Consider the following 15,177-nt stretch of genomic DNA (forward strand, 5'->3'; position numbering starts at 1 on the left):
GGGTAGGCCATGAGCGAGACGTTTCGCATCGCCATTGTCGGCTTCGGCGAGATCGCGCGCCGGCGGCATGTGCCGGCGATCGCGAAGACCGCGGGCGCCGCCCTCGTCGCGGTGGTCGATCCCGTCAAGTTGCCGCCGGAGTTGCCACACTTCCACAGTTTGCAGGAGCTGTTGCACAACGGCCCCGCGATCGACGCTGTCGCACTCTGCACGCCGCCGCAGGTGCGTCGTGCGCAGGCCGCCACCGCGCTCGCTGCGGGCAAGCACGTGCTGCTGGAGAAGCCACCGGGCGCGACCGTTGCCGAACTCACGCCGCTGATGACAGCCGCGCAGGACGCGGGCCGGTCATTGTTCGCGGCCTGGCATTCGCGCTACGCGCCGGCAGTCGAGCCGGCGCGGCATTTGCTCGCCGGCCGCCGCATCGCCAAGGTGACGATCATCTGGAAGGAAGACGTGCGCGTCTGGCATCCTGGCCAGGCCTGGATCTTCGAAGCCGGCGGTCTCGGCGTGTTCGATCCCGGCATCAACGCGCTGTCGATCCTGACCCATCTCCTGCTGCGGCCGGTGTTTGTCCGGCACGCGGAGCTGGCCTTTCCCTCGAATCGGGATGCGCCGATCGCCGCGGAACTGGAACTGTCCGATGAGACTGGACTGCCTGTTCGCGCCGAGTTCGATTTCCGCCAGACCGGGCCGCAGACCTGGGACATCCTGATCGAGACCGATGCGGGGCCAGTGACGCTGTCGAAAGGCGGAGCGCAATTGCGCGATGGCGACAGGCTGATCGTCGATGCCGCGAAAGAGGAATATCCCGCACTCTATCGCCGCTTCCTGGCGCTGGCGTCGGAAGGCAAGTCCGACGTCGATCTGGCGCCCTTGCAGCTCGTCGCCGACAGCTTCATGCTGGGGCGACGACGCGTCGTCGAGGCATTTGAGGACTGATCATGACATCGGACACGATCGATCGCGCGCCTTTTGGCCAATTGCCCGATGGTTCGGTGGTCGAGCGCGTGACGCTGCGCGGCGGCCACGGCTTTGAAGCCGCGATCATTCCGTTCGGCGCTACGCTGCAAACGCTGATGACGCCCGATCGCGACGGGCATTGCGACGACATCGTTCTTGGTTATGACGACTTCGACGGCTATCTGGCGCAGCGCAAATTCTTCGGCGCAACCATCGGGCGCTATGCCAACCGGATCGCCGGCGCGCGCTTCGTGCTCGACGGCGCGGCGGTCACGCTCGACGCCAACAACGGTTCCAACGCCTTGCATGGTGGCCCGCAGGGCTTCGATCGCCAGTTGTGGCGGATCGTCGACGTCAGCGACAGTCCGGGGCCGACGCTGGTGCTCGAACGCGCAAGTCCGGATGGCGAGGAAGGCTATCCAGGCAATCTGGAGACGCGCGTGACCTATCGCGTGCGCAGCGCGACGGAGCTCTCGGTGACCTATGAGGCGACCACCGATCGCTCGACGTTCCTCAATTTGACCAACCACAGTTTCTTCAATCTCGACGGCGCGCGCTCAGGCAGGCCAATTCTCGATCACCGGCTGACGATCCCCTCGGAGCGCTTCCTTGCCGTCGACGGCACGGCGATCCCGCTGCCCGAGCCGCCCCGGCTGGTCGAGGGCACGCCGTTCGATTTCCGAACGCCGATGGCGATCGGTTCGCGGATTCGGATGAACGACGAACAACTGCGGCTCGGGCGCGGCTATGATCACAATTACTGTCTGGCGTCGGGGACCGGCCTTCGCCTCGCCGCGCGCCTCGAGGCGCCGCGCAGCGGCCGGGTGATGGAGCTGTTCAGCGATCAGCCGGGGTTGCAGTTCTATTCGGGCAACTTCCTCGACGGCTCGACGTCCGGCAAGGGCGGCCTTCTGTACCGCCAATCGGATGCGCTCTGTCTCGAGCCGCACGCCTGGCCGGATACGCCGAACCGTCCTGACTTTCCGTCGGCACGGCTCGATCCAGGGCAGATCTATCGCCGCACCATCGTCTATCGCTTCTCAACGCTGTGAGGACTGCAATGACTGACCGGACCGCCAACGAGTTGATGGAGGAGGTGCCGACATCGGTGCTGTCGGACGAGCGCTGCCATCTCGGCGAGGGACCGACCTATGACGCCGCGACCGATACCGCCTGGTGGTTCGACATCCGCGAGCGCCGCCTGTTCGAGCACCGCTTTGCAGACGCACGCACCGTCATTCACGCGCTGCCGAAAATGGCAAGCGCGCTGGCGCGGATCGACGGCGAGCGCCAGCTCATCCTTACCGACGATGGGCTCTATGTCAGGCAGATCGCCGACGGACGGATGGAGCTGTTTGCCGCGCTCGAAGCCGACAACCCGGTGACGCGTTCCAACGATGCGCGGGTGCATCCGTCGGGCACGTTCTGGCTCGGCACCATGGGGCGACATGCGGAGAAGGGGGCAGGCGCGATCTATGCGCTGCACCGCGGCCGCATCGAGCGGCTCTATCCCGGGATCACTATCTCAAACGCGATCTGTTTTTCACCCAAGGGTGACATCGGCTATTTCGCCGATACCGGGAAGAACATGCTGTATCGCGTGCCGCTGGATCCATCGACCGGATTGCCGATCGGCGAACCCGTCGTGCTCATCAAACATGAAGGCAACGGCGGCATCGACGGCGCGATCGTCGATGCCGACGGGTTGATCTGGAACGCGCGCTGGGGCGGCGGCTGCATCGATATCTATGATCCTGCCGGGCGCCGTCTACGCTCGCTGCGGGTACCGGCCAGCCAATCCAGTTGCCCGGCCTTTGTCGGCCGCGACTTCTCGCGCGTGCTGGTCACTTCGGCCTGGCAGGACATGGACGAGGCGCAGCGCGCCGCCGATCCCGAGCATGGCAAGACCTTCGTGCTCGACGCTGCGGCGCGCGGCCGGGCTGAGCCGGATGTCAGGTTGTTCTAACAAGAGCGTTTTCGAGCGAAGTGGATACCGGTTCGCGTGAAGAAAACGCGTCAAACAAGAATCCAGCCTTATTGGTCCGCCTTCACCGCGCCGCGCAATCCTGCCTCCTGCTCGGCCTCGGTCAGCGTTCCGTTGCCTTGCACGTCCTTCACGAAGCTGGCGACGAAGGGCATTGCCTGCTCGCGCCCCTTCGGGATCGCGACCGCCATGTGCTCCAGTCCCCAATTGCCATCGAGGATGTGCGCGCCCGGCAAGGCGTCCGCCATCTGGAACAACGTCGGCTTGTTGGTCGCCTAGAGATCGATCTCGCCGCGGCCGAACATACCGACCGCCGCCGTGACGCTCTCGGCGGGAACGATCCTGGCGTTGGGGAACTTGGCACCGAGCGTTCGTTCCGAGGTGCCGCCCTTGGTGACGCCGATGCGGACACCGGGCTGGTCGATCTCATCCGCGCTCATGATGGTGGAGTTGGGCGGCACCAGATAACCGAGCTCGACGGCGACAAGGATTGGGCTGAAGCTGACATCATTGGCGCGGGCCGGCGTCGCGTTGGAGATGGTGAAATCGACGTCGGCGTTCTTGATCGCGGCGATCACGTCGGCAATGCGCTGGAACGTGACATAGTCGACCGGTACGCCCAGCCGCTTCGCAAAGGCCTCGCCGAGATCGTGGCTCAGACCATGGGTTTGATGCGTGGCAGGGTCCGTTAAAAGCGAAGTCGGGCTGCCCGGATAGACGCCGACGCGCAGCTTTCCGGTCGGCGCCAGCATGGCTTTCTCATCGCCGGCCTGCGCCGAAGCTGCCGCGAGCGTGGCAATGATGCAGGCGAGGCCGATTCTGCGAAGGCGCGTCGACATTATTCTGGAGAGCGTTGCCATGCTTGCTACCCGCCTTGCGCCGCTTGTTGACGCGACCTGATTTCTTGTACGATAGTACAAATATGGTTCGCAAGCTCGCCAATGCTGCCAGCGCACGCAAGCCGAACATGCGCGAGGCGATCCTCGCTGCGGCGGAGGAATTGTTCTCGACCCACGGCTTCACCGCCGTGTCGGTGCGCGACATCGCGCAGGCGGCCGGCGCCAATCCTGGCAGCGTGACGTATCATTTCAAGACCAAGGACGGGCTACTGCTCGAGATCTATCGGCGCCATTGCGGCCCGATGAACCTGCGCCGCTCCGAATTGTTGGCGGCCGCGAAGCGGGTGCGCGACCTGCAGGACCGGCTGGAGGCGATCGTGCGTGCCTATGTGCTGCCGGCGTTCAGCTCGGGCAGCGACCTCGCCGGCGGCGGGACGCGTTTCACGCGGTTGCGGGCGGTGATGTCGGCCGAAGGCAACGAGGTCGTGCGTCGCATTATCGCGCAGACCTTCGATGACACCAGCCACGCCTTCATCGACGCGATCTGTGAAAGCCTGCCGCATATTCCACGCACTGACATCGTCTGGCGCGGCCATTTCCTGCTCGGCGCGCTGTACTACACGCTGGTGACGCCGGAGCGCGTTTCGCGCCTGTCGCGCGGCAGTGCCGATGGCACCGATGCCGGCCACGCCATCGAACAGCTGGTGCGCGCAACCGTCGCCTCGCTGCAGGCAACGCCGCTCGATCAAGCGCCGCCACTAAGGCGCAAGGCGCCGGCCCCGGTCAGGACCTGAGGACGAGCCTGTCGATTCTGGAGTTCGCTGACATGGATAAACTCCGGCTGCGCACGGTACTCGGCAATCACCCGCATGTCGCCGCGCTGAAGACGGGCGCGCTGCGCTCCGATCTGTTCGATCTAGATTTCATCGAGTTCACGCCGACCAATGCCGCGTTCAAGCCGATGGTGCGTGAGCAGGCGTTCGATATCTGCGAGATGGCCATCGTGACCTATCTGGTGGCGAAAGCGCACGGCAAGCCGCTGGTGCTGTTGCCGGCGGTCATGGTCGGCCGGTTCCAGCACGGCTACGCGCTCCGCCGCGCTGACGGCGCCACACTTGCCCCGGCCGATCTCGAAGGCAAGCGGGTCGGTATCCGCTCGTTCACGACCACCACCGGAGCGTGGATGCGCGGCATTCTTGCCAACGACTACGGCGTCAATCTCGACCGGATCAATTGGGTCACCTTCGAGGACCCGCATGTCGCCGAATATGTCGATCAAACCGAGCGCGCGCCTGATGGCAAGACCATCCTCCAGATGCTGAAGGGAGGCGAGCTCGACGCAGTGCTGGGCGAGGCGTCAAGCGATCCGGCGCTGCAGCCGCTATTCGCCGATCCGACCAATGAGGCTGCGCGCTGGTACCGGCGGCACGGCGTTGTCCCCGTCAATCATCTGGTGGTGGTGACGGAGCGGCTGGCGGTGTCGCGGCCTGACGTGGTGCGGGACCTCTACGATCTCCTCAAGCGCGGCAAGGCCGGCGCCGGGCCGCCCGCTACGCCGGATCTGCTGCCGTTCGGCATCGATGCGAGCCGGAAGTCGCTGGATCTGATCATCGACTATTGCGTCCAGCAGGCCTTGATTCCCCGGCGCATCGCAGTTGACGAGTTGTTTGACGACACAACACGGGATTTGAACTGATGACCATCTCCAGCGATCCAATGCAATGGCAGGTCGGCCTGCTCGGCTATGGCGAAGCCGGCCGCATCCTTGCCGAAGACCTGCGCAAGCAGGGCGTTACCGTCACCGCCTACGACATAAAAATGCGCGGCGTTCCCTGTTGAGGCAGGATGCGCTATTCCTCCGGGCAGGTTCATCCTGGAGGCACTGTCATGAAATTTTCCGGCAAGGTCGTCGCCATCACGGGCGCGGCGCGCGGCATCGGCAGGGCTTGTGCCGAGCGCTTTCTCGCCGATGGTGCCAAGGTCGTCATCTCGGATGTCGACGTCACAGCGCTGGCCGAGGCTGCCCGCGATCTCGGGCATGGCAATGATCTGCGCACTGTCGAAGCCGATGTCAGCAAGCGCGCCGATGTCGATCGGATCGTCGCCACGGCGGTGAAGGAATTCGGCCGGCTCGACGTCATGGTCAACAATGCCGGCGTCGCGCGCAACCGGGACTTCCTCGAGATCACGGAAGCCGAGTTCGACGATGTGATGGGGATCAACCTCAAGGGCGCGTTCTTCGGCGTCCAGGCCGCGGCCCGCCAGATGATCGCGCAAGGCGGCGGCGGGGTCGTCGTCAACATGTCCTCGGTCAACGCGCTGCTCGCGATCCCCTCGCTTGCGACCTACGCCATGTCCAAGGGCGCGATGAAGCAGCTCACCTCGGTGGCGGCGGTGGCGCTGGCGCCGCACGGCATCCGCGTCGTCGCCGTCGGGCCCGGTACGATCCTGACCGAGATGGTGGCGACTGCGATCTTCTCGTCCGACGAGGCGCGGCGCAGCGTGCTGTCGCGGACCCCGGCCGGCCGCTGCGGCGAGCCGAGCGAGATTGCCTCCGTCGTGGCGTTCCTTGCCAGTGACGATGCGTCCTACATCACCGGGCAGACCATCTATCCCGACGGCGGGCGGCTGATCCTCAACTACACGGTGCCGGTGAGTGAGAAGAGCTGAAGCGGGGTGGGATCGGGTTCGGGTAGGACCAACACATTTGACACCGGCGAGTTCGGTGCCGGCGTTTCCACATTCGTCATGGCCGGGCACAGCCGTCTGAAGGACGGCGTCGCTTTCGCTCGCCTATGTCCCGGCCATCCACGTCTTTCTCGCGTGGTAACCAAGACGTGGATGCCCCGCACAAGGCCGGGCAAGACGATTTTGCGGGGCGAAGTTCATCATACCCGGCATCGTTTCTCTAAAAATACTATAACATTTTCATCACGTTGATTGGTAATAAGAAGTCGACGTTGAAAACGTTTCCAGAAGGCACTAAGACGGTGCAACGACGACAAATCTCGGGCGTTTGGTGAGGGGCCTATCGCGCTGAATTCGCACCCGATCCTTCCAGCAAGAACAGAATGACGAGTGGGGAAACCTCATGAGCCGCATCTTCGGCGCCGTCAGCCAGAACGGCTATGTGGTGCGCGACATCCGCGCGGCGATGGATCACTGGGTCAAGGTGATGGGCGTCGGCCCCTGGTACTACATCGATCGCGTCAAGACGGATTACTTCCGCCACCGCGGCAAGGCGTCCGACATGGAGATGAGCGTCGCGCTAGCGAATTCGGGTGATCTGCAGATCGAGCTGATCCAGCAGCGCAATGACGCGCCCTCGATGTACAAGGAATTCCTCGACGCCGGGCGCGAGGGCCTGCAGCATATGTCGTTCTGGACCAGGGATTACCAGGCGCTCTACGACCGCACGCTGTCGCTTGGTTACAAGGTCGGACACGAGGGGCAGATCGGCGGCGAACAGGGCCGCTTCGCCTATTTCGATACCGAAGCCCATCCCGGAACCATCATCGAGATATCGGACATCAGCGGCGGCAAGGGGCGCTTCTTCGAGCGCATCCGGCAGGAAGCGTTGAACTGGGATGGCTCCGATCCAATCCGCGACGTGAAGAGCCGCTAAGCGCTTTGGCAAGATCGTGCCGGCAACAGCTTGAGCTCGAGCAACAACAAGACGAGAAGGAGACCGACATGTCACGGCTGCCACTGATTGATCCGGAAGCAACCACTGGCGACATGCGCACGGCCTTCGACCGCATGCCGGTCAAGCTCAACATCTTCCGCATGCTGGCGCACGCCGAGACCAACTTCATTCCGGCGATGCGGTTCGCCAACTCCCTCCTGCACAAGCAGAAGCTTAGCCACGTCAACCGTGAATTGCTGATCTTGCAGGCGGCACAAAGGGAGGGCGGTGCCTATGAGTGGCGCCAGCACGTGCCGATCGCGCTCGGCGTCGGGGTCACGCAGAAGCAGATCGACGGCGTCGAAAGCGGGCAATACGACAGCGACGCCTTCAGCACCGCGGAACGCGCGCTGCTCGCCTTCGGACGCGAGGTCATCGACAATGTCCGCGTACCGGATGCGACCTTTGCCGCGATGCGCGCGCATTTCAGCGAACAGGAGATCGTCGAGACAATCCTTGCCATCGGCTTCTACATGATGATGGCGCGCTTGACGGAGGCGACCGAGACCGACCTCGACCCGGCCGCCGGCATGACCGTCTATGAAGCGAGCCGGCGACCACGAGCAAGCTAGGACAGTCAGAGAGATCAAACCCTGATGGCGACGCCGGGAGGCGGATAAGAGATGCACGATCTATTCTTCCAGCGGCAACTCGGCGGGACCGGCGTCCGGACCGCCGCCATGGCGCTCGGCTGCTACTCCATGAGCAATGCCTATGGCGCGCGATCGGACGATGAATCGAAAGCGGTGATCCGCCGCGCGATCGATCAGGGGATCAGCCTGATCGACACCGCCGATTACTATGGCTGGGGGCACAATGAGCAACTGGTCGCTGCCGCATTGCAGGGACGCCGGGATGAGGTGCTGATCTCGTCGAAGTTCGGCTATGTCAGGGCCGAGAAGGGCCTCGGCATCTGCGGCGATCCTGCCTATGTCGGCAAGGCCTGCGACGAGTCGCTGCGCCGCCTCGGCACCGATCATATCGATCTCTATTTCCAGCACCGGCTGGACCCGCAGGTTCCGATCGAGGACACGGTCGGTGCGATGGCCGAGCTCGTGCGGCAAGGCAAGGTTCGCTCGCTCGGCCTCTGCGAGGTTTCGGCGAAGACATTGCGGCGCGCCTGCGCCGTGCATCCGATCACGGCAGTACAGGCCGAATATTCGCTCTGGACCCGTGACGTCGAGGACGAGATGCTCGGCGTGTACGACGAACTCGACGTCACCTTGATGGCGTTCTCGCCGCTCGGTCGCGGCATGCTCACGGGCCGGCTGCGCAGCCTCGATCAACTCGGACCGAAGGATGTGCGCCGGCATTTTCCGCGGTTTTCGGCAGAGAATTTTCCGAACAATGTCGCGCTGGTCGACCGGCTCGGCGTCATCGCGGGCGAGCTTGGCTGTGACGTCGCGCAGCTCGCGCTGGCCTGGCTGCTCAACCGCAACCCGCGCATGATCGCGATCTGCGGCTGCGACACGCTGGCCTTCCTCGCCGAGAATCTGGGTGCGCTGGATATCCGTCTCAACGAGGCGCGGATCGCAGAGATCGCCGACATGTTCGCGCCGGGCCAGGTCAGCGGCGACCGTTACAACGCGGCGCTGATGCAGATGCTGGACAAGTAGCCGCCACGACGTGAGGGAGACACCGGCGGAAGGGTTCCCTCCCCCCTTGCGGGACCCCTGCGGGAGAGGGTGGGGAGAGGGGTGGCCCCGGGCGAACTGATCGACGAGCGCATCACTCTCGCAATCTTTCGCCGCCGTAACCGGTACGGAGAAAGCACGCCGTGCGGCACCCCTCTCCCTAACCCTCCCCCGCAAGGGGGGAGGGAACCCTTCCGCCGGTGTCTCCCTCACGCGTCAATCACTGATTTGCCCGACGTCGCAAGCCCTCGCAATAAAAATATTTCGTTTTATCAGAAGCGCAACTCAGTGTATGAATCCACCCGTCTCACCCGATTGAGGGGCGCGTCGCGGTCGTCACGAGTGTTGCGGTGGGATGCGGTGGACGCCGATGTCACGATGGACGATCGTGGCAGACAGCGGACGGCGAAGTCGTGCAGGCCTGACGCCCTGGTGGCAGGTGTCTCATCAGCAGAGGGGAAATCTCTCTGCTGACGACGGTGACAAAAGAGCCCAGTCTCACCGGGGAGAGCACGTATAAGCCGTAACCCATCGCGCAGGGAAAGCCGGGTTGTTTCCGGTTACACCTGTGGTCCTACCCCGGTGCTTTCTGTTGCACCGGGCCCATGGGTGCAATCGGCACCCGGCTTTCCCTGCGCCCTCTACACAATGAGGGGGCAAACGAAATGCAAAGCTCGGACAATTCATGTCGCGAGAACGCGATACTACGACTCACAGACCGCGCAGCACATTCAGTGTCGTCCTGGCGAAAGCTAGGACCCATATGTGGACGGCCCCCGTGGCACAAGAGCTTTTTGAGCGGATCGGATCGCTTGCATCCATATGTCCGGCCTTTTGAGTGCGATCGGATGGATCGCTGGCCAAGATGGTTTGCGCGATGCGAGTTCCAAACAACCACGCGGCCTGTTGACGGCCGATGGGTCCTACGGACTGTCTCGCATCGTTGCTCGATCGATCGCTCCATCTGCTCCTGCAGCTCCGGGTCGGCTGACGAGCGAGCCCGCCAGCCGGCCAATCTGTTAGACGGCGACTGCCGCGGTGGCATTGATCCGTGCGGCGTCATAACTCTCGCCGGTCGCCATCAGCTTCCAGGCGATGCGGGCCACCTTGTTGGCGAGCGCCACGGCGGCAAGCTTCGGTGGCTTGCGCTTGATCAGGGCCAGCAGCCAGCGCGAGTGATGGCCGCGCCCGCGTCTGGCCTGCTGGATGACCGCCGTTGCCCCGATCACCAGCAGGCGGCGCAGGTCCTCGTCGCCCGCCCGCGTGATCCTGCCAAGCCTGGTTTTGCCGGCGGTGGAGTGATCCTGGGGGGTGAGGCCGAGCCAGGCTGCGAAGTGACGGCCGGAGCGGAAAGCATGGGGATCGGGTGTCTTCATCACGAGCGTCGTTGCAACGATCGGCCCGACAGAAGGGATCTGCGCCAGACGCCGGCCCACGGCGTCGGAGCGGTGCCAGGCCATCAATCTGGCTTCGATCTCCTGCAGCTCGCCCACGAGTCTGGTGTAGTCGCGGCCCAGCACCGTAAACAGCTCGCGTGCCAGGGCAGGAAGCGTCTCGTCCTGCGCAATCCGCGCCAGCAGCGGCTCGATCTTGTCGGTCCCTTGGGCCCCGATCAGGCCAAACTCCGCCGCATGGCCGCGGATCATATTGCCGAGCTGGGTGCGCCGGGCGATCAATCCAGCGCGGACACCCGTCAGCATCAGCGCGGCCTGCTGCTCGACCGTCTTGACCGGCACGAACCGCATGCTCGGCCGGCTCATCGCTTCACACAGCGCCTCCGCATCCCGACCGTCGTTCTTGTTCCGCGACACATAGGGCTTCACCAATTGCGGCGCCATCAACTTCACCTCGTGGCCCAGCTTGCGAAGCTCCCGTGCCCAATGGTGCGAGGCCCCGCAGGCCTCCATCCCGATCACGGTCGGCGGCAACTTGGCGAAGAACTCCAGCACCTGCTTGCGCGCAAGCTTCTTGCGCAACACAGGCTGTTCCGCCGCATCAACCCCATGCAGCACAAAAATATACTTCGACGTATCCATTCCAATGCGGATAATCTCTCTCACGGACGGCTCCCTTGTCTGAGATTTGCAACAACCTCATTCTGGCACACTGATGCCGTAGGGGGCCGTCCACACCATCAACCCCAAATGCGAATTGTTTTACGAGGCTGGGGCCGCGATCCCGTTCACAATCAGATACGGTGGTTATGGGTCCCCTGGCTTTCGCCAGGACGACGCGGGGCCGGGACGACGACGGAGAACCTACCGCCCCTTGAAGTCCGGCTTGCGCTTGTCCATGAAGGCGCGGCGCCCCTCGCGGAAATCCTCGCTGTCCATGCAATCGATGCCGACCTGCTTGATCGCGGCCATGTCGCGATCGGCGGGATCCTTCAGCACCTGCGCGATGGTGATCTTGGCGGCCTTGATCGCGAGCGGCGCGTTGCCCGAGATGGTGCGCGCGATCTCCATGGTCGCATCCCACAGCTCGGCATCCGGCAGGACGCGATCGACCAGCCCGATCCGCAGCGCTTCAGCGGAATCGATCCGCATGCCCGTGTACATGATCAGCCGCGCCCAGGACGGGCCGACCAGCGAGACCAGATGGCGCAATCCGTCATAGCCATAGGCGATCCCGAGCTTGGCGGCCGGAATGCCGAACTGGCCGCTGGCGCCGGAGATGCGGATGTCGGCCAGCATCGCAACCTGCATGCCGCCGCCGAGGCAGAAGCCGCGGACACAGGCGATGGTCGGTTTGGGGTAATCGGCAAACAGGGCGCGTTGTGCGGCGCTGCGCCGGGAATATTCCTCGGAGGCTTCCGCGTTGTGCCTGGTTTTCTCGAACTGGCTGATATCGGCGCCCGACACGAAGGCCTTGTCGCCGGCGCCGACCAGGATCACGACCCGGACACCCGGATCGTCGCGCAGCGCGGTCAGCGCCAGGCCAAACCCCTCCCACATCTCCAGCGACATCGCATTGCGCTTGTCGGGATTGTTGAAGGTGATGATTCCGACGCCGTCGATCACGCTTTGCAGGATCTTGCCGTCGGCGAGCGATGTGTGGGGAGCGTTGAGCATGAGAAGGTCCAGTCTGGTTCAGGATTCGAGGAACGGGCCGAAATTGGCGCGGGCATAGGCCGGCCGCGCCTGCACCTTTGCCCACCATTCATTGACGCGCGGATGCCGGCTTGCGGTCATCTCATCGGGGGCGATCTCCTCATCGATCCGCTTGACGAAGGGAGCCGCCGCGATATCGGCGATCGAATAGGCATTGCCGACCAGCCAGCCGGAGGAGGCCAGCGCCGCCTCCATCTTGTCGAGCAATTGAATGAGTTTGGCGCGCGCGGCATCGCGTTCTTCTTCGGTGTAGGGCTTCCGCGCCACACGCTGCCACGCCTCCTGGCGCTCTTTGCTCGGGATGCTCTTCAGCTTGGCGGCGAGTTCCTCGTCCGACCATTGCGCCGCGACCTTCTGCAGATGATGGCGCCAGTTGAAGATGATGAGGTTGCCGATCAGGCCGTCGATGTGGCGAATCCAGTTGCGCATCGCGGCGCGCTGGTAGGGCGTTGCGGGCCGCAGCGGCGGGTCGGGAAAGGTCTCGTCGAGATATTCGCAGATCGTGCCGCTCTCGTGCAGCGGCTGGCTGTCGTGGATCAGGGTCGGGATCACGCCGAGCGGATTGATCTTCAGATAGTCCGCGGAATGGTGCTCCATCCTGGCCATGTCGACGACATGACCCTCATAGGCGAGGTTTTTCTCCTCGAGACACAGCCGCACGCGGCGCGATGCGCTGGATCTCCAGCCATGGTGAAGGATCATCATCAGCGTAGCTTCCAGGCCCCTGTTGTGGTTCGCATTGCGGGTCTTCGCCACTCTTCCTGCAATCGCGCGGAGTGTAGCGAAAACCACAGGCTAGTCATCCCGCCTGGGATGGTGGTCTGATGCGCACGGCGTGTTTCCCAGTGTTCACCCCCGTAGTTGTGCGGTATGAAAAATAAACTTCTGAGAAACGGTTCGGCGCTACAGTTCCGCGCCCGGGCTCCATCCGGTTTAATCTTCCTTAGCAATTCACTGGTACACCGTACGGCACGCGTGCCCGGGGGTGGATTCTGCGTTCGCGTTGTGGCGCGAGCCGCAGCATGGCTGCCGGCGCAGCGTCGTGACGGGCGGCCGACCGGGCCGGCTGGGAAAGTCAATCACCCGAAACTTGCACTGTCAGATCGCGTCCATTGGGGACTTGCCGTGTCTGTTGAAAAGTTTCTCAAGCAGCGCGCGGTCAAGATCACCGTCGACGGCAGCTACACGTTGCCGAACTGGTACGACCCGCAGGGGCGGCTGCGCACCTTCGCCTGCCGCACCACGCGCGTCTCGCCGTTTCGCATGATCGTCGACGTCCCAGTTGTCGGCAGGATCGGCGACCGGCTGACGTCCTATTTCGAGGAATTCGGCAAGTTCGAAGGCTGCATCACCGACACCATGAACGGCAGCTTCCTGTTCGAGCTCGAGATGACGCGCCCGATGCGCGAGAAATTCGCCGACAAGCTGACCTGGATCGAGAAGAAGCAGAAGGATCCGAGCATCCTCGAGGCGCGTGACAATCCGCGCTTCGTGCCAGTGGTGCCGCACGCCGTATTGACCCTGGCAGATGGCAGCACGTTGGGTTGCTTCCTGATCGACGTCTCGTTGTCGGGTGCAGCCGTGTCCTCCGAGGTGCAACCGCCTGTCGGCATGCCGCTCGCCGTCGGTGCGTACATCGGGCGCGTGGTCCGCCACCTGCCGAACGGTTTCGCCATCAGGTTCGTCGAGACCTACCGGCAGAGCGATCTGCTGCGCCTGATTTCGCGCAAGGGCAGGGAGCTTCAGCCGGCCTCCGCCGATGCTGATAGCGCGGCGTGACAAGATGAGGCGCCGACCATGACCGGCCGCGAGCGACGATCGTTTCCGCGCATCAGGTTCGAGCACCCGATGCCGGCGCAACTGATGGCAATCGACGGCACCTGGCGCCGCGAATGCACCATGGAGGACGTCTCCGAGAACGGCGCGAAGCTGACCGTCGGCGCCTCGATCGAAGGCCTGCATCTGAAGGAGTTCTTCCTGCTGCTGTCGTCGCAGGGGCTTGCCTACCGGCGCTGCAAGCTCGCCTGGGTCAATGGCGATCAGATCGGCGTCACCTTCCTGAAGCGCGGCAAGAAGGCGGCGCGGTCGGCGCGCAATGACACTGTCGTCTAGCCGATCAGCTCTTCCGGGTCCTGCGCCGCCTGCACCCGTGATAGCGCGTCGTCCGGCGTGGCGGCGCCGCGTGCCGCCGCCAGCGCGATGTCCCTGGCGAGGTGGGTGCATTCGGCCCAAAGCAGAAAGAACACCAGCGGCGGCCGTTCGCGCGCCTCGAGCATCTGCTTGCAACGCTCGGCAGCGCCGTCGATCGCCCACCATTGCTGCGCCACGACCATGACCTTGCGGAAGCTGCGCAACGTGCCCGAGAATTGATGCGGATCGGCATCCGAGATCGTGACGCAATGGTTGAGCCAGTTCAGCGCGGCGTAGATCGCGATCCCGTAATCGTCGATCGCCGTTCCGGTGAAATCGATGACGGTCTTCTCGTGCGGTTGCTGGCGCAGAAAGGCGTCGATCATCTCGGCCTGGCGGGCCGGATCGACCAGCAGCGATGTGTCCTGCCGCGGCACCATCGGGATATAGCGCATGGCTTCGAGCCGCGTGTGCTCCCATACCGCGCGGAGATCGCCCTGGATGTCGCCCGGCTTGCGCTTGCAGGCCGGATAGACCAGCGCGCCATTGTCGACGAGGTCGAGATAGCGCGGCACGGCCTTGTCGAGGGCTGCGAGAAACGCCAAAGGGTCGGTGAGGCCGCCGAAGCCGATGTCGGCGTCCACAGCGGGTGCAGGGTCCTTGACGCGTGTCCAGCCAAAATTGGCCATGGGGGCGCCCCGATCTCAACCTGTCCCTAGGCTAGATGGAAAATGCGGTAAATCAAATACGGCATTTGCGGCGGAGGGGAGGTCCGGCGGCCGGGTGCTCTGCCGGATTGACGGCGGAGGTCCTCGCTCCTAAGTCGGAAGTGGGC

At 64.0% G+C, this 15,177-nt stretch carries 17 protein-coding genes and 1 pseudogene; 12 read left to right on the forward strand and 6 right to left on the reverse strand.

What is annotated here, in order from left to right:
* The first annotated feature begins 9 nt into the window (after positions 1-9).
* Genes ACP2YO_RS10385 through ACP2YO_RS10395 form a run of 3 tightly spaced genes read left to right on the forward strand, consistent with a single transcriptional unit; the run spans position 10 to position 2,926 of the window.
* The gene (locus ACP2YO_RS10385; protein ID WP_426440784.1) at positions 10-939 is read left to right on the forward strand and encodes a Gfo/Idh/MocA family protein; all 930 of its coding nucleotides are present in this window, start codon (positions 10-12) and stop codon (positions 937-939) included.
* Between the two features lie 2 nt (positions 940-941).
* Positions 942-2,012, forward strand: a complete 1,071-nt coding sequence (locus tag ACP2YO_RS10390; RefSeq protein ID WP_426440785.1) for an aldose epimerase family protein — start codon at positions 942-944, stop codon at positions 2,010-2,012.
* A gap of 35 nt (positions 2,013-2,047) precedes the next feature.
* Positions 2,048-2,926, forward strand: a complete 879-nt coding sequence (locus tag ACP2YO_RS10395) for an SMP-30/gluconolactonase/LRE family protein (protein WP_426443125.1) — start codon at positions 2,048-2,050, stop codon at positions 2,924-2,926.
* A 68-nt stretch (positions 2,927-2,994) separates the two neighbouring features.
* Here ACP2YO_RS10395 and ACP2YO_RS10400 read toward each other — a convergent pair whose 3' ends face one another.
* Together ACP2YO_RS10400 and ACP2YO_RS10405 are read right to left on the reverse strand one after the other, a co-directional pair.
* A complete protein-coding gene (locus ACP2YO_RS10400; RefSeq protein WP_426440786.1) occupies positions 2,995-3,192 on the reverse strand; it encodes a hypothetical protein in 198 nt (65 codons plus the stop codon).
* Between the two features lie 27 nt (positions 3,193-3,219).
* Positions 3,220-3,783: a transporter substrate-binding domain-containing protein gene (locus tag ACP2YO_RS10405; RefSeq protein ID WP_426440787.1), complete on the reverse strand. Its 564-nt coding sequence runs from the start codon at positions 3,781-3,783 to the stop codon at positions 3,220-3,222.
* A gap of 83 nt (positions 3,784-3,866) precedes the next feature.
* On the opposite strand from ACP2YO_RS10405, the gene ACP2YO_RS10410 reads away from it, so the two are divergent.
* The 7 genes and pseudogenes from ACP2YO_RS10410 to ACP2YO_RS10440 all read left to right on the forward strand — a co-directional run bounded on the left by ACP2YO_RS10410 (position 3,867) and on the right by ACP2YO_RS10440 (position 9,084).
* The gene (locus tag ACP2YO_RS10410; protein WP_426440788.1) at positions 3,867-4,577 is read left to right on the forward strand and encodes a TetR/AcrR family transcriptional regulator; all 711 of its coding nucleotides are present in this window, start codon (positions 3,867-3,869) and stop codon (positions 4,575-4,577) included.
* A gap of 32 nt (positions 4,578-4,609) precedes the next feature.
* On the forward strand, positions 4,610-5,479 hold the full coding sequence (locus ACP2YO_RS10415; RefSeq protein ID WP_426440789.1) for a hypothetical protein: 870 nt from the start codon (positions 4,610-4,612) through the stop codon (positions 5,477-5,479).
* Positions 5,479-5,610: pseudogene (locus ACP2YO_RS10420) on the forward strand (NAD(P)-dependent oxidoreductase); the annotation flags it as partial. The gene ACP2YO_RS10415 and the pseudogene ACP2YO_RS10420, both read left to right, overlap by 1 nt.
* A 60-nt stretch (positions 5,611-5,670) precedes the next feature.
* Positions 5,671-6,453, forward strand: a complete 783-nt coding sequence (locus ACP2YO_RS10425) for an SDR family NAD(P)-dependent oxidoreductase (protein WP_426440790.1) — start codon at positions 5,671-5,673, stop codon at positions 6,451-6,453.
* A 421-nt stretch (positions 6,454-6,874) separates the two neighbouring features.
* Complete coding sequence (locus ACP2YO_RS10430) at positions 6,875-7,408, forward strand: VOC family protein (RefSeq protein WP_426440791.1); 534 nt, start codon at positions 6,875-6,877, stop codon at positions 7,406-7,408.
* Between the two features lie 68 nt (positions 7,409-7,476).
* Positions 7,477-8,040 (forward strand): carboxymuconolactone decarboxylase family protein, encoded by a 564-nt coding sequence (locus ACP2YO_RS10435; RefSeq protein ID WP_426440792.1) that lies wholly within the window; start codon positions 7,477-7,479, stop codon positions 8,038-8,040.
* 51 nt (positions 8,041-8,091) lie between these two features.
* On the forward strand, positions 8,092-9,084 hold the full coding sequence (locus ACP2YO_RS10440; RefSeq protein WP_426440793.1) for an aldo/keto reductase: 993 nt from the start codon (positions 8,092-8,094) through the stop codon (positions 9,082-9,084).
* Between the two features lie 1,037 nt (positions 9,085-10,121).
* Here the strand turns inward: ACP2YO_RS10440 and ACP2YO_RS10445 are convergent.
* The 3 genes from ACP2YO_RS10445 to ACP2YO_RS10455 form a co-directional block, all read right to left on the reverse strand.
* Positions 10,122-11,162 (reverse strand): IS110 family transposase, encoded by a 1,041-nt coding sequence (locus ACP2YO_RS10445; protein WP_426434766.1) that lies wholly within the window; start codon positions 11,160-11,162, stop codon positions 10,122-10,124.
* A 198-nt stretch (positions 11,163-11,360) separates the two neighbouring features.
* The gene (locus ACP2YO_RS10450) at positions 11,361-12,173 is read right to left on the reverse strand and encodes an enoyl-CoA hydratase (RefSeq protein WP_426440794.1); all 813 of its coding nucleotides are present in this window, start codon (positions 12,171-12,173) and stop codon (positions 11,361-11,363) included.
* Positions 12,174-12,191: 18 nt separating this feature from the next.
* Positions 12,192-12,917, reverse strand: a complete 726-nt coding sequence (locus ACP2YO_RS10455) for a glutathione S-transferase family protein (RefSeq protein ID WP_426440795.1) — start codon at positions 12,915-12,917, stop codon at positions 12,192-12,194.
* 420 nt (positions 12,918-13,337) lie between these two features.
* Here ACP2YO_RS10455 and ACP2YO_RS10460 point away from each other — a divergent pair, with 420 nt between their 5' ends.
* On the forward strand, positions 13,338-13,991 hold the full coding sequence (locus ACP2YO_RS10460; RefSeq protein ID WP_426440796.1) for a PilZ domain-containing protein: 654 nt from the start codon (positions 13,338-13,340) through the stop codon (positions 13,989-13,991).
* 18 nt (positions 13,992-14,009) lie between these two features.
* Entirely contained in the window at positions 14,010-14,324 is a 315-nt protein-coding gene (locus tag ACP2YO_RS10465) for a PilZ domain-containing protein (RefSeq protein WP_426440797.1), read from the forward strand.
* Here the strand turns inward: ACP2YO_RS10465 and ACP2YO_RS10470 are convergent.
* On the reverse strand, positions 14,321-15,031 hold the full coding sequence (locus ACP2YO_RS10470) for a hypothetical protein (protein WP_426440798.1): 711 nt from the start codon (positions 15,029-15,031) through the stop codon (positions 14,321-14,323). The two genes, ACP2YO_RS10465 and ACP2YO_RS10470, sit on opposite strands and share 4 nt — an antisense overlap.
* Positions 15,032-15,177: the final 146 nt, after the last annotated feature.

The sequence above is a fragment of the Bradyrhizobium genosp. P genome (assembly GCF_049949265.1).
GTDB lineage: Bacteria > Pseudomonadota > Alphaproteobacteria > Rhizobiales > Xanthobacteraceae > Bradyrhizobium.